Origin of the sequence: Sphingobium sp. BS19 (assembly GCF_027925545.1) — a bacterium.
Taxonomy (GTDB): domain Bacteria; phylum Pseudomonadota; class Alphaproteobacteria; order Sphingomonadales; family Sphingomonadaceae; genus Sphingobium.
In genome coordinates, this window is record NZ_BSEF01000006.1 from 70,813 (window position 1) to 88,039 (window position 17,227).

Consider the following 17,227-nt stretch of genomic DNA (forward strand, 5'->3'; position numbering starts at 1 on the left):
TCAGGCGTAGCGCGCGCGATGGGCGGCGTCGGGTGTATCCCGGCTGCCCATGTCGCGTGGCTCCGCCTGACTAGATACGGTCTGCTCCGGGAAAACTTTACGGTTACCCGCGTGGTTTCCATTTTGTCCCGACTGGCCTTGGCCCTGCGCCAGAGCTGCGCCGTTGCCGGTGTTGCCCGATTGCCCCTGTGAGGCTGTCTGGCTCTGGCTATGGCCGCCATTGCCTTGCCCGGTGGCCGTATCGGCACGAGTTGGCTCCTGCACATTGGCTACACGCTCGACGGTCACTTCACCGATCCTGACGGCGGCGAGTTGCGCATCGGCTTTCAATGTTGCGCGGTCCTGCATCAGCATCGATTCCGCCGCCTTGGTCTCGACCGTCAGGGTCACATTCGCGCCCTGCTCACCGGGGCGAATATCGACGCGCATCGGCCCGAGATGTTCGGGGGACAGGCGGAAGCTGCCATGGCCTTCGCTTTTGCTGAGCGTCGCGATCTCGCGCGCCAAGCCGTCGATCCACTGACCGTCGGACCCCATGTCGATGACTTGCTGGCTGAGAGACGCGGCAAGATCGACGGTGGGTGTGCCGCTTGTCGGCTGAACGACAGCGGTCGACGGAGATGGGGCGCCGACCGGGGCGGCAGGTGCATCCGTATCGGGCGCCGGTACAGCGCGGCCTTCCACCGGCGCGACGCTATCGACGGGCGCGCGCCTGGCGACGACCGGCGCATCCGGTTGCGTGAGCCGTGGCATCGCGTTTGCGATTTGCGATCCTTCGGGCGTTGCGGCTTTCTTCGCGGCCTTTGGCTCGGTCTGGGCCATCGCCTCGCTCAAGACCATTTGCGCGAGACCGGGTGGCAGCGCGGCCTGCTTGGCATCCGGCGCTGTGGTCTGATTTGCGGGGGGCGGCGATATTTCGGACGGCTGGAGCTGAACGACATTCGTTGTGCCCCGCGCTTTTACGGGGGTTTCCGGTGCGGTTTTCGCGGCGGCGGTGGGCTGAATGTTGGGTGCTACAGGTATCGTGGCAACGACAGCTTGCGTGTCGATGGGGTGTTCGGCGATGACATCATTGGATGTTGGGCGCGATGTAGCGTGTTCCGAAGGTTCGTCCGATAGCGGATCGGCATCGGACACGGGAATGGTCGAAGCTTCAGCGAGCTTCGGCTCCTCACGTCCCTTTGCAGTGGAAGGCTTCCCAAGGATTGCAATTTTCGGGCCTAGGGCCGGCTTTGCCTCTGCGTTCTGGGGTAGCGTTTTCGGCACAACCGTCTCTTCAACCACAGGCTGCGACAGGTCGGTCAGCGGCAGATCCGCGAGCGAAAGCGCCGGGGTTGCGACCGCATCGGCGACCGGCGCGGTCACGGCCGGCAGTTCGATTGTTTTGCCGGCCGAAGGCGTAGCCATCTGCGTCAGCAATGCCGAGAATGGCAGGGTTGCACCCTCGCCTGCGCCCGCCTTGCCGCCGAGCTTGGCGTTGGTGGCCGATGGCGTCAGCAATTGCGATACGCCGTTACCCATGTTGCCCATGATAAGGTTCATCCCTCTGCCCTTTGTACCTTGCGATAGCGGGGTAGCGCCGCGAGCTTGGCTTCCATCCGCTCTTCCATGATGGCGCGTGTCTGATCCTTCAGCCGCGCAGCAATTTCCTTTTCGCGCGTCGCTTCGATGCGCTTGCCCTGCTTTTCCTCGACCTTGCGATTGGCGTCGTAGAGCGCACCGTCCAGTTGCCGACTGGCGCGTTCCAGCCGGTCGGCCAGTTCACGATACGCCGCGAACGATGCGCCGCTCGACAGGCTGTCCGTCTCGAACAACTGCCCACGCACCCGTTTGAGGCGGTCGGCGTTGCTGGCGATCGAATTGGCTTCGTCCTGCGCCCGCACGGTTTCGGCCACGGCCAGCGCATGCTGGACATGGCGCGCACGGAGTACGCGATGGCGACGGGCGAGCAGTCCTTTCACGCGCCGAACTCAGCCACCAGCGCCGCTGCGCTGCTATCCAGATCGATGCGGCTCTTTACATCCTGCCGCAGAAAATCGAGCACTTCCTGCCGCCGTGCGACGGCTTCGTCGATGACCGGATCGTTGCCGGGGCGATAGGCGCCCATCAGGATAAGGTCGCGATTTTCTTCGTAAGCCGCCCACAAGCGGCGATAGGCCGATGCTGCGGCGAGATGCTCGTCATCGACCACGTCGGCCATGACGCGCGAGAGCGACTTGCCGATGTCGATGGCAGGGAAGATCGCCTGTTCGGACAAATGCCGGGACAGGATGAAATGCCCGTCCACGATAGCGCGGGCGGCGTCCACAATGGGATCGTCGGTGTCGTCGCCATCGGCCAGCACCGTGTAGAGCGCCGTGATCGAACCGCCGGTGCGGATGTCCACCCCTGCCCGTTCCACCAGCTTGGGAATCAACGACAGGGCCGAAGGGGGATAGCCTTTCATCGCGGGCGGTTCGCCCAGCGCCAGGCCGATTTCGCGCTGCGCATGGGCGCAGCGGGTCAGGCTGTCGATCAGCAGCAGCACTTTCTTGCCGCGTGCCCGGAAATATTCGGCGATGGCCGTTGCCCGTGCCGCAGCGCGCAGGCGCAACACCGGGGGATGGTCGGCGGGCACGGCGACAACGACGCTCTTGCGCATCATGCCGCCGGAGAGTTTGGTTTCGAGGAAGTCGGCGACTTCGCGACCGCGCTCGCCGATCAGGCCCGCGACGACGATGTCGGCTTCCGCGCCTGCGATCATCTGACCCATCAACACCGATTTACCGACGCCCGAGCCCGCGATGATAGCGATGCGCTGACCGCGCCCGGCAGTGAGCAAGGCGTTGACCGCGCGCACGCCCAGATCGAAGGGTTCGGTGACACGGCCCCGGTCGAGCACATTGCCGCGCACGCCATTGAGCGGCCAGATGCCGGCGGCGATGATCGGTCCCTTGCGGTCGAGCGGCTGGCCCATTGCGTCGATCACACGACCGATCAATCCTTCACCGACCTGCACCATGTTCGCGGCGCTATCCGGTTCTACCCGCGCACCATTTTCGACTGGCGCGTCGGTATCGAGGGGCACCAGCAAAGTGCGATTGCCACGAAAGCCGACGACTTCGGCGCGGGCTGTCGTGCCATCGCTGGCCGTGACGCGCGCACCGGCGCCGATGGGGCGACGGAAGCCCGTGACTTCCAGCATACCGGCATCGTGGCTGACCAGACGCCCGACATGGCGCGGCGCATTATTCTGCACCTGCAGATGGTCGAACAGCGTTTCCGCCTGACGGATGGCCGCCTGAATCACAGCTTGCCTTCCATATCGTCCAGCATCGCCTTGAGGCGCGAGAGGCGCACGTCCGGGCCGTCTTCGATCCAGCCATCGGCCGTATCCAGACGCACCGAACCGCGCCGCAATCCGGCGTCGGCCACCACCGGCACGCCAATGTGGGAGCCTTCGATAAGCGGCAGGTCTTCGGGATGGACATGCAGCGCATGTTTGCCGTCGCTATCCTCGATAAATGCCGCAACGGTTTCGCAGCGTTGCAGCAAAAGCGCGCTGTCGATTTCGACTTCGCCGACGATCTGCCCGACCAGCCGGAGGACGGCGGCGGACAATATGGTTGAGAGCGTTCCGCTCGATGCAGGCGCAAGCTGTTCAAGGGCATCGGCCAGCCGCTGACAAGCGTCCTGATCGACGTCGATCGATTCCTGCGTGACGCGGCAACCTTCCTCGAAACCCATGGTGAAGGCTTCGATCCGGGCCTGTTCCATCGGATCTTCCTGCACCTGCGGTTCGGGTGCGGGACGGCGGGAATAATTGCTGTTGGGGCGAGCGTCCTGACGGTCGCCATAGAACGCCTTGAACCCGGAGCGCGGCTGAGAAATGATGCCGCCGATATTGCCGATGCCGACGGCCACTGCGTCGGCACCGTGGCCGTCGCGCCAGAAATTAGACAAAGTCGTTCCCCTTGCCGCTCAGCATGATGGTGCCGGCTTCGGCCATCTTGCGTGCGGTCGCGATGATGAGCTTTTGCGCTTCGATAACGTCGGCAAGGCGCATCGGTCCGCGTTCGGCCAGTTCGTCCGCAATGGACGATGCCGCGCGCGCCGACATACAGCCGAAAATGCGGCCCTTGAGCATGTCGTTCGCGCCCTTCAGCGCCACGACCAGCACATCGTTGTCGATGGTCCGCATGAGCGCACCCAGATTCTTTTCGTCCATGTCGATCAGGTTGTCGAAGACGAACATCTCCTCCTCGATGGACTGGGCGATGATCTTGTCGCGCTTGGCCAGTGCCTTGATGATGCGGACTTCGTTTTCCTTGCGGACGTTGTTCATGATCGCTGCGGCTTCCAGAGTGCCGCCGCGCTGCGAGGAGTTACCCGGCTTGCTGGACGGCGAACCGCGCATCAGCAGTTGTTCCAGATCGTCCAGCGCATCGGTGCTGACCGGTCCGAGCGTTGCCACGCGATAAATGACTTCTTCCTGAAACTCGGCGGGCAACAATTGCAGCACCTCGGCAGCAACAGGATGATCGAGATGCGCAAGCACGATGGCCATGATCTGCGGATGCTCCGCTTCGATCAGCGCCGCAATTTCCTTTGCTTCCAGCCATTTGAGAACAGCAAGTTTGTTCGAGCGCGTCGGCGGGGTGATGCGCGCGAGCATGTTGTCCGCGCGGTCCTGACCCAAAGCCTTGGTCATCGCGCCGCGGATATGCTGGCTCGCGCCATAGCCGATTGTCGTGCGCTTCTTCGCCTTGTTGACGAAATGGTCGAGCGCTTCGTTGACTTCGTCGATCTCGACATCGGCCACATCGTACATGGCATAGCCAAGCTGACGCACTTCATCGGGTTCGAGACGCGAGAGAATTTCGGCGGCTTCATCTTCGTCGAACAGCATCAGCAGTACGGCGGCGGCGGCGCTCCCCTGGAGTTTGGGGGCGGTCAGGGCGTCAGGCATTTTCCTTCTTCCCTTCCTTCAGCAAGTCGCGGACGACCAGCGCAGCACGATCGGGATCCTGCTTGACGAAATTCTTGATGAGGCTCGCGCGCTGGGCATAGTCCGGCGTGGAGGAAATCATGTCGAGGGTGATCGGACGGGCCGGATCGTTCTGCGCCGTGCGGGTGATTTCGGTCGCGATTTCCTGACCGAGTTTCTGACCCTGCACCTTGTTGACGGCGGCGAACTCTTCCCTGGCTGCGGCGCGACGCTTCATCAGCGGGCGACCGATGCCGAAGATCAGGACCAGCGTGACCGCCAGAGCCGACAAGTTGCGCGTCAGCATCGATACCCAGCTTGCGTCATACCAGGGGGTTTCCTCGACCGTTTCCTTGATGAAGCCGCGTGAGGACAGTGCCACGGTATCGCCGCGTGTCTGATCGAAACCGACTGCGCCCTTTACCAGTGCTTCAAGTGCGGCAATCTCTTCCTTAGAGCGGGGCTTGCCCTTGGCATCTGTGTCCAGCGCCACGGCGACCGACACGCGCTTTACGGTGCCGACGGCGTCGCGGGTGACCGAGACTTCGCGGCCCAGTTCGAAGCTGCGGTTGAAGGTTTCGGCAGTCTTCATGGCGGGTTCGGCAGGCGTTCCGGGCGTCGTGGCTGTCGTTCCGGCGGCGGCAGGCGCTACCGGCGGTGTCGGCGTGGCGACGGGCGGCGGCGGTGCCTGATCGGAAAGCGCGCCGGGGATACCGGTTGCCTCGCCATTGGCGTTCTTGTCCGCCTGCCAGCTTCCCTGCTCGGCACGAAGGCGGGCTTCGTCCTGCGGGTAGGTTTCGCGGGTGGCCTGGCGTTCGGCAAAGTTGACTTCGGCATGAACCTCGGCAGAGAATTTGTCTGCGCCAAGGATCGGCGTCAGAAGGGCGACGACGGCCTGACGATAGCGTTCCTCGATCTTCGCCTGCACGTCGATCTGCTTGTCGGAGCTGCCGTCCCCGCCATTGTCGGACAACAGGCGGCCATTCTGATCGACGACCGAAATCGCGTCCGGCGACAGTTGCGGCACCGACGACGCGACGAGATGGACGATGGCCTGTACCTGCTGATCGCCAAGCTTGCGGCCATTGGAGAGGCGCAGCATGACCGATGCGGCAGGCTTCACGCGGTCGCGCAGGAAGATGCTGGGCGGCTCGACGGCCAGATGGACGCGCGCGCTTTCGACAGAGTCGATGGCTTCGATGGTGCGCGCCAGATCCATTTCGCGGGCCGAGCGCAGCTTTTCGCCTTCGACCGCGCGGCTGGCGCCCATCGGCAGGCTGTCGATCATGCTGTTGCCGTCGGGTGCGCTTTTGGGCAGGCCTTCGGACGCGAGCATCATCTTGGCTTTGAAATAGTCGTCTTCGCTGACGGTGAGCGCGCCGCTGCTGTCGAAATCGTAAGAGATGGCGTTCTTGTCCAGCACTTCGCTGATCGCGGCCTTGTCACTGTCGGGCAGGCCGCGGAACAAGTCGCGCTGCGGCGGTTCGCGCAAGGCGAGCCATGCGGCCCCCGCCAACGCGACGACAAGCAGCAAGCCCAGCATCGGCAGGCTTTTCTGCACCGCCGCCTGACCCATGAAGCCGGAAAAGCGGGCGCGCGCTAAGTCCAGGGCACCTGCCCCGCCCATGCCGCCGGAAATCGCCGGGAGACCGGCAGGCGCGCCAGAAGCGCGATCGAGTGTGAGGTTTGCGTCGCTCATGGTTTATACCGGCATGCTCATGATGTCCTTGTAAGCGGACAGAAGTTTGTTCCGGACCTGAAGCGTGGCTTCAAACCCGATCGAAGCTTGCTGCTTGGCCAGCATGACCGCAGCGATATCGGTGGTTTCGCCACGCTCAAAGGCTTCGGCGGCTTGCCCCGCCTTGTTCTGAAGGCCATCGACCTGCTCCAGCGCGGATTTGAGGGCCGAGGTGAAGTCGCCAGGCTTGGTGCCTCCGACGCCGCCACCGATGCCCGCCGCGCCACCGTTGACCGGTGCGGCAACGTCACGCAGCGCCGCGTTTTTCTGAAGGATGGCGTTGCGGATCGCCATCACTCCGTCAGTGGATATGCCCGACATCGGTCAGCCTTCCCTTACGCTGCCGCCAGCTCACGCATTTCGGCGAGCCGATAGCGGAGCGTGCGTTCAGAGATACCCAGCTTGCGTGCCGCCAGAGCGCGGTGCCCGTCGGTTTCGCGCAGGGCGAGGCGAATGGCGTCCATCTTCGACATGCGCGCCACTTCCTGGAGGCGGACGGGCGGTGTGCTTTCGGTGCGCACCGGCGGAGTGCCGGTGATATGGAGATCGTCGGCTTCGATACGGTCGCCTTCGCGCAGCACCATTGCGCGTTGCAGGACGTTGCCCAGTTCGCGCGCGTTACCCGGCCAGTTGTGGGCGACCAGCTTGTCGATGGCAGCAGGCGTCGGCCAGGGGAAAGCATCGGTCGCGCCGAGCTGCCCCATCTGCTTGTGCTGACGCAGCAGCAGTGCAGCGGCGATGGCGGCGATGTCGTTGCGGCGCTGTGCCAGCGGGCACAGTTCCAGCGGCATGACGTTCAAGCGCCAGTACAGATCGTTGCGGAACCGGCCGAGTTCACACTCCGCAGCCAGATCGCGGTTGCAGGCTGCGATGACGCGGACGTTGACGGGCACGGGATGCGTCGCGCCGACGGGAAGGATTTCGCCTTCCTGCAACGCGCGAAGCAGCTTGGCCTGCAGCGCGAGCGGCAGTTCGGCGATTTCGTCGAGGAACAGCGTGCCGCCATCGGCGGCGAGGAACAGACCGTCCGATGCAGCGGCGGCGCCCGTGAAGCTGCCCTTGCGGTGGCCGAAGAGCATGGCTTCCATCATCGTTTCGGGAAGCGCGGCGCAATTGACGGCGATGAAGTCTTTATCTGAGCGATTGCTGTGGGCGTGGAGGAAGCGCGCCATGCCTTCCTTGCCCGTGCCGGTGTCGCCCTGAACCAGAACGGTCGCATCGCTGCGGGCCATCCGGGTGGCGAGGCGCATCAGCTTTGCACTGCCGACGTCGCCGACAGCGGGCATCCCGGTGGGGCGGGCCAGTTCGGCGATCAGCGCCATGGCGAGGCCCATGTCCTCCAGAGCGAAGGCGACGCGGGCAGGCATACCGGATGCGGCAGGCTGATACAGCGGTGCGCCGTCGCGCAGATCGATCAATATGTCGCGATGGGTGGCGTGAGCAATTTCGCTGGCCAGCAGGATACGCCCCGCACCCTTTTCACGCGGGCTGGCGGCGTCGATCCGATTGACGGTGTAGAAGGCATTTTCGAGCCAGACCTGCAACCCCGGAAGGAGCGCGCAGACGTTCAGGCTCATGTCCAGTACCGACATGCGTATTTGGTCCCCACTTTACGGTCGATTGGCACCCCCGTGCCGCACCACCTCATTCGATGACCCAATTTCGCTTCGAGACATTATGATATGGTTAACGGATCGCAAGAATTGCCGGAAAGCGGCAAGAAATTTCCGGGGGCGGCAATATGGTGCAGGTGGCGATCATAGCCGCAAGGCTGCTGACGACCTGCCGCCTGCGCATAAGTAGCCAGCCGGGGGGAATGGTTTCCTGCCTTCGCGGCGATGACTGAAGTACAAAAGCACCTGATTATCTTATGAAATCCTGCGTGCGCGTGAGGCGGCGAAAAAAAATCGCCTGTCGATTTAAGGTCTGCGCGCAGCCGCCGTTATCCCCTTTCGAGGCCGCAACCGCCACGAGGGCAAGCGACCTGAGTTGAAGCGGGAAAAGGGAATTATATCATGAGTGTTATCGGAACCAACGTAGCCGCAATGCGCGCCACCAATGCTTCTGCCAAGGCCGACAAGGGCTTGCAGGTTTCGCTGGAACGCCTGTCCACCGGCAAGCGCATCAACAGCGCCAAGGACGACGCAGCCGGCCTTGCTATCTCCACCAAGATGACCGCCGAAATCCGCGGCCTGACGCAAGCCAGCCGCAACGCCAACGACGGCATCTCGCTGGTGCAGACCGCAGAAAGCGCCATGGGCCAGGTCGCCAACATCGTGCAGCGTATGCGTGAACTGGCCGTTCAGTCGGCCAACGGCACGCTGGGCACGGCAGACCGCACCGCAATCGGTTCGGAAGTTACCGAATTGACGAACCAGATCACGAACATCGTTTCGACGACCAAGTTCAACGGCGTGTCGCTCCTCGGCGCAGCAGCCGGTGCCACCACCGACGTCGACATCCAGACCGGCACGCAGGCCGCTGACAAGGTCACCGTCAAGATCGCCGGCATGGGCAACGTTGCTCTGGGTCTTCCGGCCACCGGCCCTGACCTGAGCACCGCAGCAAACGCTGCAACCGCGCTTACGGCTCTGGACTCTGCGATCACCACGATCTCCTCGTCACGTGCCCAGTTGGGTGGCAGCCAGAACCGTCTGGAAGCAACGATTTCGAACCTGACCTCGACCGTCACCAACCTGTCGGAATCGCGGTCGCGGATCGAAGACGCAGACTTTGCCGAAGAAAGCACCGCACTCGCCAAGTCGCAGATCCTCTCGCAGGCTTCGACCGCGATGCTCGCTCAGGCCAATCAGAGCCAGCAGGGCGTACTGAGCCTCATCCGCTAATAGCGGGAACCCAATTGACTGGCGTGGTCTTGGTCCATCGCGCCAGTCGATAGGCCCCCGGCACTCAACGGTCCCCACCGTGCCGGGGGTCCACCTTTCGATCACGGATCATCCGAAACCCTCGTCCCCCCGGGCGAGGGTTTCCTCGTTTTGGGGAGCGTCGCGCAATAAGCCGATACGCAAAAATCATGTGATGTACGTACCTTTTTGTATGTACACGTTTCACGCGCCCTAAACGTTGGTCGCGGCGACAGGGCGTTTCGCGGGCGTAACATCCAAGACCGCTTGATAATTTCGGCCCACGATACGAAGTGACCCGCATGACAGAATGGAACCGACGCGAAATGGTCGCCGCAACCGGCGCGGCGCTGATGATGGCGGGCAGCACATCGGCGCGCGCGGCAGGGACATCCGGACGTTTCGACTGGCAAGTGCTGGTCAATCGGGCCAAGGCGCTGGCCCGATCCGCCTACGTCAATGTTCCGCCGCATCCCGGTGCGCAGGCCGTCGATTACGATGCCTTACACCAGGTCCGCTTTCGCGACGAGCGCACGATCTGGAACGACCGGAACGATGCGACCGGCGTCCGGCTATTCCCGCTGAGCAGGAGTGCCAATCAGCCAGTGTTCCTGCATCTGGTGGACAAGGGGCAGGCAACGCCGCTGGCTTATGATCCGGCCTATTTCGATATGCCGACGAACAGCCCGGTCGCGGCGCTTGGCCCCGATGCCGGTTTCGCAGGCTTCCGCATCATGACCAAGGCGCGCGATGCCGACTGGCTGGTGTTCATGGGTGCCAGCTATTTCCGGGCGTCGGGCGCGCGCAAGCAATATGGCCTGTCCGCGCGGGCCATCGCCATCGACACGAGTTCGGGCAAGGAAGAATTTCCACGCTTCACGCATTTCTGGCTGGAGCATGACGGGCCGAACGCGCTGACGGTCTACGCGCTGCTCGACGGGCCGGGCATTACGGGCGCCTATCGCCTGCGCAACAGCATCGACGAGACCGGGGTGCATCAGGATATCGACGCGGCGCTGTTTCCCCGCCGCGCAATCGGCGAACTGGGCCTGATGCCGATGACGAGCATGTTCTGGTACGATCAGGCGCATCGCAAACAGGCGACCGACTGGCGGCCGGAAATTCACGATTCCGATACGCTGCTCGTGCGGTCGGCCAATGGAGCCGCGCAGGCCAGACCGCTGATCAATCCCGGCGCGCCGCATATCAGCAGCTTTACCGAACCCGACGCGCGCGGCTTTGGCCTGTTGCAGCGGGACAGGAATTTCGATCATTATCAGGATGATGGCGTATTTTACGACCGCCGCCCCTCGCTGTTCGCCACACCGCGCAAGCCCTTGGGCAACGGACAGGTGCGCTTATATGCGTTTCCGACCGACAGCGAATATGAGGACAATGTCGCCGCTTACTGGGTGCCCACCTCCCCCGTCACGCCCGGTCGCAGGCTGGACATATCCTATCGCCTCGACTGGCAGGACGACGCGCCGCCGATGGCGGGCTCGCCAATGCCGCTGGTCGACCTGTTCCGGGGGACAGTCGACGAGAAAACGCTGCGCATCGTGCTCGATTTCGGCGATGGACCTGCGCAGAAGGACGGCATTGCCGTATGGAGCGAAGCGATTCACGGGCGCGTGGTGAAAAGCGCCGTCTACCCTGTATTGGGTCAGGCGGGGCGGTGGCGCGTGGTGCTGGACGTCGCGCCAGACCCCGGTCTGGGTGCCGAGATTCGCGCGCAATTGCGGCGCGGCGACAGTCCCCTGTCCGAAATGGTCCATTATCCTGTTAACGCCTGACGGAACTTCGGCGCACATGTGCGGTTAATCCGGACATAATTACAGGCGGGGTCGCCGGAATGGCCGGACACCCGCGAAGGGCGACACAAGGGCGGAAAGCGCAATGGATAGTTTATTGCCCGGCAGTAGCCGTGCCATGATGGAAAAGGGACGTGTCCTGCGGGGCACGCGACTGGCCATGCCTTCGCCCGATGCCACCGGCGCGTCGCTTCCCCCCGAAGCGCCCATCGCCATGCCGGTGCAGGATTTCGACGTTGCGCCCCCGCGTTCACGCCCCTCTCCCCCCATTGCTCCGGGCCTGTCGCGCGTCGGCGCGCTGTTCCTGTTGTCGATCGGCGCGGCATTCATCGGCATTTCGATGATGCTGGACGGGTTGCAGCCCCATGGATTTTCCGCGTGGGAGATTGCGTATGTCATGCTGGCCGCGCCGCTGTTCACATGGATTGCCTTCGGCTTTGCCAACAGCATCATCGGATTCGTGCTGATCCTTGCCCGCGATGTGCACAACAGTCGGGGTTATCAGCGATCCACGACCCGCATACCGGAAGGACGCGCCGCCGTTCTGCTGCCAGTGTGCAACGAAGATTTCCTGACGATCATCGGGCGGCTGTCCATCATGGAACGGTCGATGGAAACGCTGCCGGGTCGCGATCAGTTCGACTTTTTCATTCTGTCGGATTCCAGTGCCGAGAACGGCAAGCTGGAAGAAGATGCCTATGATTGCGTGCGCAATGCCTTTGTGCGCCCGGTCTATTATCGGCGCCGCACCGTGAACACCGGTCGCAAGCCGGGCAATGTCGCCGAATGGGTGCAGCGTTTCGGTGCCGCTTATGAATATATGATCGTGCTGGACGCCGACAGCGTGATGAGCGGCAAGACGATGAGCCAGATGGCCGCGCAGATGGATCGCGAATCCAACGTCGCGCTGATCCAGACAATCCCGGCGGTCGTGGGTGCGCAGACACTGTTCGCGCGCTGGCAGCAGTTTTCCAGCCGATTATACGGTCCGATGTCGGCCATCGGTGCGATCTGGTGGTCGGATCGTCAGGCGACCTTCTGGGGCCACAACGCCATCATCCGCGTGTCGGCTTTTGCCGAAAGCTGCGGCTTGCCCGAGTTGAAGGGCCGCGCGCCCTTTGGCGGGCATATCATGAGCCACGACATGGTCGAAGCGGCGCTGCTGCGGCGGCGCGGCTGGGCCGTGCGTATGGTGATGGCCGATGACAGCTTCGAAGAATTTCCGCCGTCGATGCCCGATCTGGCCATTCGCGACCGCCGCTGGTGTCAGGGCAATATCCAGCATGTGCCGCTGATCGCGCGCATTGCCGGTCTGCACATCGTCAATCGCTTTCAGTTGCTGGTGGGTGCATCGGCTTATGTGACGTCGCCCATGTGGCTCGCGCTGATCCTGCTGGTGATCGGCGGGGAGTTTGCGGGCGCATGGCGCGCCAATGCGCTGTTGCCATCGGGCGCCTTGCTGGCACTGACGGTCGTGTTGCTGTTCGGTCCGAAGGTGATGGCGATCATCCTGACGATGCGGGACGAGGAACGCCGTGTGGCCTTTGGCGGTACGCTGCGCCTGTGGGTGGGCGCGATCATGGAAACCATTCTGTCGATCCTGGCCGCGCCGATCCAGATGCTGACGCACAGCATCAACCTGATCAGCATATTGTCGGGCCGCAAGAGCGCATGGAACGGGCAGAGCCGCGATTGCGACGGCATACCGCTGGCCGAAGCGTTCCGCACCTTCCGCTATCATGTCGCGTTGGGCGCGATCATAGTGGTCGGCGGGCTGGCTTCGGGGATTACGATGCTGTGGCTCATGCCCATCGTGCTGGGCCTGCTGGGCGCGCCATTGCTGGCGTCTTTTTCGGCACGCAAGGATGCGGCACGGGCGCTGGAAGTGCGCGGCCTGATGGCTGTGCCGAAGGCGTGGTGGCAGCTTAGCAGCTATCGCCCGTTGCGTACCCGTCTGTCGGTGGGCCGGTCCAATTCGGTATGGACCGCGCCGATCAGCGTGGCGAACGATACCTGATCGGCAGCTTAATCCCAGTCGCTGAGCATACCGCGTAGCTTGTCGAGTGCCGCTTTCTTGATCTGGCACACGCGCGCCGCGCCGATGTCCAGCGTCAGGCCGATTTCCTCAAGGTTCATTTCCTCGACGAAATAGAGTTGCAACACCATCGCTTCGCGCTGGGGCAGCTTGCCGATGCCTTGCGCAATGGCTTTTTTCAGGCCTTCGCGTTCCAGGGCTTCGTCGGCGCGCTCTTCGACATCGGCGAACCACATCGACTGATCGGAATAGGTTTCGTCGATGCTGGTGTGCTGCACCATCTCCGCGCTGTCGGCGGCAATGCGATAGTCGGCGGGCGCCATGTCGAGATGCGCGGACATTTCCGCTTCGGTCGGCAGGCGGCCGAGCTTCTGTTCCAGTTCGTTGCGCGCTTTGCCGAGTTTCTTGCGCGTCGCCATGGCAGAGCGGCACAGAGTCGCGTGACGACGCAGATGGTCGATCATCGCGCCCCGCACACGCATCTGCGCATAGGTCGCAAAGCCGTGGCCGCGATCCTCAAAGCTGTTGGCGGCTTCGACCAGCGACAGCATCCCGATCTGCAGCAGATCCTCGATCTCTATGGCGCTCGATACCCGACCGTGGACGTGCCAGGCGATCTTGCGGACCAGCGGCATATATTGTTTCGAAAGATGCGCAGGGCTCATCGGTCCGGCATTGCGCCCGTAGGTGTTGCCGTCGGCAGCCGTGATCTTCTTCATGTACATCGGCGGCGTTCCCTCAAGCGACTCGTTCGCGCGGCGGGGCCATCAGCCCGGGCAACGGATCATGGCGCGGCGCAGGCCGTTGCGATTCGCCCCCCACCACGGCCACCACTTCCACCGGTTTCCCATCGGGAATCTCCAGGAAGGACAGCACCGGCGTTTCTGGCAGATGAGGCTTAAAAAGTCGTGCAAGCGCGCGGCGCGCCATTGGCGACGTGACGATCGCGAAATTGCGCGCCTGACCCATGATCGGGCGCGCAGCGGTCGTGACCGCTTCGACGATACGACCGGCAAGCGCAGGCTCGATGGGATGACGGGCATCGCCCGCCACGCGCATGGCCTGTGCCAGCAAGGCTTCGAGATCGCCGTCCAGCGTGATGACCGGCAGAGGCATTTTGACCGGGACCAGCCCCTGAATGATGAGCGACCCGATCCGCTGACGCACCGCCTCGACCAGTTGTTCGTGACTGTAATCGGGGCGTGCGGCGTCGATCATGGCTTCGCAGATGCGGCGGAAATCCTTGAGCGCGATGCCTTCCATCAGCAGCGAGCGGCAGACGGCGGAAATCTGCGCGAGGCTGAGCAATGCGGGCGTGAGGCCATCGACCAGTTGCGGGGCGGTGTCCTTCAGCGCATCGAGCAGCTTGCGCGCTTCGTCGAGGCCGAACATTTCCGCAGCGTTCATGGCGATAAGCTGATTGAGGTGCGTCGCGACGACAGTCGCGGGATCGACCACGGTATAGCCGCAGACGACAGCTTCGCTGCGCTTTTCCTGGCCGATCCACACGGCGTCGAGACCGAAGGTCGGGTCCTTGCAAACGCGACCGGCAACTTCGCCTTCCAGCGCGCCGCTGTCGAGCGCGAGCAGGTCGTCGGGCCAGATTTCGTCTTCGCCGACGACGACGCCAGCGATGGTGATGCGGTAGGCATTGGGTTCTAGCGCGAGATTGTCCTTCACACGGACCATAGGCACGACAAAGCCGAGCTCACGGCTCAACTGGCGACGGATGCCGGTGATGCGGGCCATGAGCGGCGCGCCCTTGCGTTCATCGACCATGCCGATGAGGCCATAGCCGATTTCGAGGCCGAGAACCGCGCCGTCCGACACATCGTCCCATTCGATATGCGCGGGGTTGGGCGCTTCCTCGACCGGGGCCGGAGCGTTCGCTTTGGTCTTGGCAGTCTTGTTGAGCTTCCACGCGAGGAAGGCGGTGAAGGCCGCGGCGGGCAGGATGATCATGTGCGGCATACCGGGCAGGATGCCGAGGAAGCCGAGGATCGCAGCGACCGGCACCCAGGCCTTGCCTGCGCCGAACTGGCTGGCGATCTGGCCCGAAAGGTCCATTTCCGATTTGACGCGGGTGACGATGGAGGCCGCAGCAATCGACAGCAGCAGCGCAGGCACCTGCGCCACCAGCGCGTCGCCGATGGCGAGGATGATGTAAGTGGAGGCCGCTTCGCTGAGCGACAGGCCGTGGCTGACCGTGCCGAGCACGATGCCGCCGACAATGTTGATGACGAGGATGAGGATGCCGGCGACGGCATCGCCCTTCACGAATTTGGAGGCACCGTCCATCGAACCGTAGAAATCCGCTTCGGTCGCGATTTCGGCGCGGCGCAGCTTGGCTTCTTCGGGGGTCATCAGGCCAGCGTTGAGATCGGCGTCGATCGCCATCTGCTTGCCGGGCATCGCGTCGAGGGTGAAGCGCGCGGACACTTCCGACACGCGGCCCGCGCCCTTGGTAATGACGACCAAGTTGATGATCATCAGGATCGCGAAGACGAAGATGCCGACGATGTAGTCGCCGCCGATCAGCAGATGGCCGAACGCTTCGATAACATGGCCCGCTGCGTCCGAACCTGTGTGGCCGCTCACCAGCACGACGCGCGTCGACGCGACGTTGAGCGCGAGGCGGAGCAGCGTTGCAAAAAGGAGGACGGTCGGGAAGCTGGAAAAGTCGAGCGGCTTGGCCGCGTTCAGCGCGACCATCAGCACCGCAAGGCTGATCATGATGTTGGTGATGAACCCGATGTCGAGCATCAGCGAAGGCACGGGCACCATCATGAACAGAACGACCATGAGCGTCGCCATCGGGAGCACGGCCCCCTTGGCGGCGCTCAACCACACTTTTCCGTTAGCCTGACTGCGTGTCATATTCCGGTGTTACCTTCCGAAGGTCGCGAGCATGAGATAGGCGAGCCGCGCCGTTGCCGGCTGCGGCTTGTTGGTGTCGATTTCGCCCTGCGCCGCGAGGCGCTGGGTTTCGATGCGGACATAGTCTGCCGGCTGGACGGCCTTGCTGCCTTCCGGCAATGACCAGTCCGAGGGAGTCTGGACAGTGGCGTACTGGACGCTGGCACCCTGCGAGTTCTGATCGAGCTTTGCCGCGAACTTGGCGCGGATATCGGCGAAGCTACGGGGGCTACCCTGACGGTCGAAGAACACCGAGCGGTTGGCGCGTGCTGCAGCGGGGAACAGCGAAGCGGCGGCTGCACCCGGCGTGGCTTCGTTCGCGGCGAGAAACTTGGCCGCGCCGCCGACGCCTAGAAAATGCGCGAGATACAGATCGGTGGGCTCCGCTTCGCGACCCAGACGCCGTTCCAGATACGCCTTGTTATCGGCAGCATGTTCGGCGGCCATGACGGACGCGGTTTCGGGATGCTTGCGCAGGTCGAGGATTTGCTGGCGCAATTCCGGGTCGGCCACATAATAGCGGCCGTTGGTGCCCTTGCTGATGGCGTCCGATGCCCAGCTCAGGCCATATTCGGCGCCATGATCGTTGACCACGGCGAGCCAGCTCTGGTCGATGAATTGATATAGGCCGGTGGCGGACGATGTCGTCGCCCGCGCAGTCGGGTTGAGGCTGCTTTCGATTTTCGCCTGACCCAGCAGATAGCCAAAGTCGATACCCGTGCGGCGGCTGGCCATGGCGATAGCGTTGTTCACGCGACCGCCGATGCCGTTCGATCCTGCAATGTTCATGTCAGCAAAGGCAGACACTGAATAACCCCTATTACCTACGGGGCTATTTAAGCAATTAGCGTGCCAGTTTTCGGGTGATGGGTTATGCGGATTACCGGGCGCTACCGA

General features: G+C 63.2%; 14 protein-coding genes. 3 read left to right on the forward strand and 11 right to left on the reverse strand.

Annotation, left to right across the window (positions count from 1 at the left end):
* From QMG56_RS08075 to QMG56_RS08110, 8 genes are read right to left on the reverse strand one after another with little or no spacing between them, the layout of a single operon-like run.
* Positions 1–1,542 carry a flagellar hook-length control protein FliK gene (locus tag QMG56_RS08075; RefSeq protein WP_281822063.1) on the reverse strand — a complete coding sequence of 514 codons (1,542 nt, stop codon included), beginning with the start codon at positions 1,540–1,542 and terminating at the stop codon, positions 1–3.
* Complete coding sequence (locus tag QMG56_RS08080) at positions 1,539–1,961, reverse strand: hypothetical protein (protein ID WP_281822064.1); 423 nt, start codon at positions 1,959–1,961, stop codon at positions 1,539–1,541. The genes QMG56_RS08075 and QMG56_RS08080 overlap by 4 nt, the downstream gene beginning before the upstream one ends.
* Positions 1,958–3,289 carry a FliI/YscN family ATPase gene (locus tag QMG56_RS08085; protein ID WP_281822065.1) on the reverse strand — a complete coding sequence of 444 codons (1,332 nt, stop codon included), beginning with the start codon at positions 3,287–3,289 and terminating at the stop codon, positions 1,958–1,960. The genes QMG56_RS08080 and QMG56_RS08085 overlap by 4 nt, the downstream gene beginning before the upstream one ends.
* Entirely contained in the window at positions 3,286–3,942 is a 657-nt protein-coding gene (locus tag QMG56_RS08090) for a FliH/SctL family protein (RefSeq protein WP_281822067.1), read from the reverse strand. Before QMG56_RS08090 ends, QMG56_RS08085 begins: the two co-directional genes overlap by 4 nt.
* A complete protein-coding gene (gene fliG / locus QMG56_RS08095; RefSeq protein WP_230186983.1) occupies positions 3,935–4,948 on the reverse strand; it encodes a flagellar motor switch protein FliG in 1,014 nt (337 codons plus the stop codon). The genes QMG56_RS08090 and fliG overlap by 8 nt, the downstream gene beginning before the upstream one ends.
* Positions 4,941–6,665, reverse strand: coding sequence for a flagellar basal-body MS-ring/collar protein FliF (gene fliF, locus QMG56_RS08100; RefSeq protein WP_281822068.1), 1,725 nt, complete (start codon positions 6,663–6,665; stop codon positions 4,941–4,943). The genes fliG and fliF overlap by 8 nt, the downstream gene beginning before the upstream one ends.
* Before the next feature lie 3 nt (positions 6,666–6,668).
* Positions 6,669–7,025: a flagellar hook-basal body complex protein FliE gene (fliE, locus tag QMG56_RS08105; protein ID WP_281822069.1), complete on the reverse strand. Its 357-nt coding sequence runs from the start codon at positions 7,023–7,025 to the stop codon at positions 6,669–6,671.
* 14 nt (positions 7,026–7,039) lie between these two features.
* Positions 7,040–8,296, reverse strand: a complete 1,257-nt coding sequence (locus QMG56_RS08110) for a sigma 54-interacting transcriptional regulator (RefSeq protein WP_281822070.1) — start codon at positions 8,294–8,296, stop codon at positions 7,040–7,042.
* Between the two features lie 423 nt (positions 8,297–8,719).
* On the opposite strand from QMG56_RS08110, the gene QMG56_RS08115 reads away from it, so the two are divergent.
* The 3 genes from QMG56_RS08115 (at position 8,720) to mdoH (ending at position 13,396) form a co-directional block, all read left to right on the forward strand.
* Entirely contained in the window at positions 8,720–9,550 is an 831-nt protein-coding gene (locus tag QMG56_RS08115; RefSeq protein ID WP_230186979.1) for a flagellin, read from the forward strand.
* 320 nt (positions 9,551–9,870) lie between these two features.
* On the forward strand, positions 9,871–11,361 hold the full coding sequence (locus QMG56_RS08120; protein ID WP_281822071.1) for a glucan biosynthesis protein: 1,491 nt from the start codon (positions 9,871–9,873) through the stop codon (positions 11,359–11,361).
* 103 nt (positions 11,362–11,464) lie between these two features.
* The gene (gene mdoH, locus QMG56_RS08125) at positions 11,465–13,396 is read left to right on the forward strand and encodes a glucans biosynthesis glucosyltransferase MdoH (protein WP_281822072.1); all 1,932 of its coding nucleotides are present in this window, start codon (positions 11,465–11,467) and stop codon (positions 13,394–13,396) included.
* An 8-nt stretch (positions 13,397–13,404) separates the two neighbouring features.
* Here mdoH and QMG56_RS08130 read toward each other — a convergent pair whose 3' ends face one another.
* Genes QMG56_RS08130 through QMG56_RS08140 form a run of 3 tightly spaced genes read right to left on the reverse strand, consistent with a single transcriptional unit; the run spans position 13,405 to position 17,137 of the window.
* Positions 13,405–14,139, reverse strand: a complete 735-nt coding sequence (locus QMG56_RS08130) for a sigma-70 family RNA polymerase sigma factor (RefSeq protein ID WP_281822073.1) — start codon at positions 14,137–14,139, stop codon at positions 13,405–13,407.
* A 13-nt stretch (positions 14,140–14,152) separates the two neighbouring features.
* Entirely contained in the window at positions 14,153–16,291 is a 2,139-nt protein-coding gene (flhA, locus tag QMG56_RS08135; RefSeq protein ID WP_281822074.1) for a flagellar biosynthesis protein FlhA, read from the reverse strand.
* A gap of 9 nt (positions 16,292–16,300) precedes the next feature.
* Positions 16,301–17,137 (reverse strand): lytic transglycosylase domain-containing protein, encoded by an 837-nt coding sequence (locus QMG56_RS08140; RefSeq protein ID WP_281822075.1) that lies wholly within the window; start codon positions 17,135–17,137, stop codon positions 16,301–16,303.
* Positions 17,138–17,227: the final 90 nt, after the last annotated feature.

Bases quoted from the DNA above. Each gene is read 5' to 3' on its own strand.
- mdoH (WP_281822072.1), top strand. From the start codon at position 11,465: ATGGATAGTTTATTGCCCGGCAGTAGCCGTGCCATGATGGAAAAGGGA.
- fliF (WP_281822068.1), bottom strand. From the start codon at position 6,665: ATGAGCGACGCAAACCTCACACTCGATCGCGCTTCTGGCGCGCCTGCC.
- fliE (WP_281822069.1), bottom strand. From the start codon at position 7,025: ATGTCGGGCATATCCACTGACGGAGTGATGGCGATCCGCAACGCCATC.
- QMG56_RS08120 (WP_281822071.1), top strand. From the start codon at position 9,871: ATGACAGAATGGAACCGACGCGAAATGGTCGCCGCAACCGGCGCGGCG.
- QMG56_RS08130 (WP_281822073.1), bottom strand. From the start codon at position 14,139: ATGTACATGAAGAAGATCACGGCTGCCGACGGCAACACCTACGGGCGC.
- QMG56_RS08115 (WP_230186979.1), top strand. From the start codon at position 8,720: ATGAGTGTTATCGGAACCAACGTAGCCGCAATGCGCGCCACCAATGCT.
- fliG (WP_230186983.1), bottom strand. From the start codon at position 4,948: ATGCCTGACGCCCTGACCGCCCCCAAACTCCAGGGGAGCGCCGCCGCC.
- flhA (WP_281822074.1), bottom strand. From the start codon at position 16,291: ATGACACGCAGTCAGGCTAACGGAAAAGTGTGGTTGAGCGCCGCCAAG.
- QMG56_RS08075 (WP_281822063.1), bottom strand. From the start codon at position 1,542: ATGAACCTTATCATGGGCAACATGGGTAACGGCGTATCGCAATTGCTG.
- QMG56_RS08110 (WP_281822070.1), bottom strand. From the start codon at position 8,296: ATGTCGGTACTGGACATGAGCCTGAACGTCTGCGCGCTCCTTCCGGGG.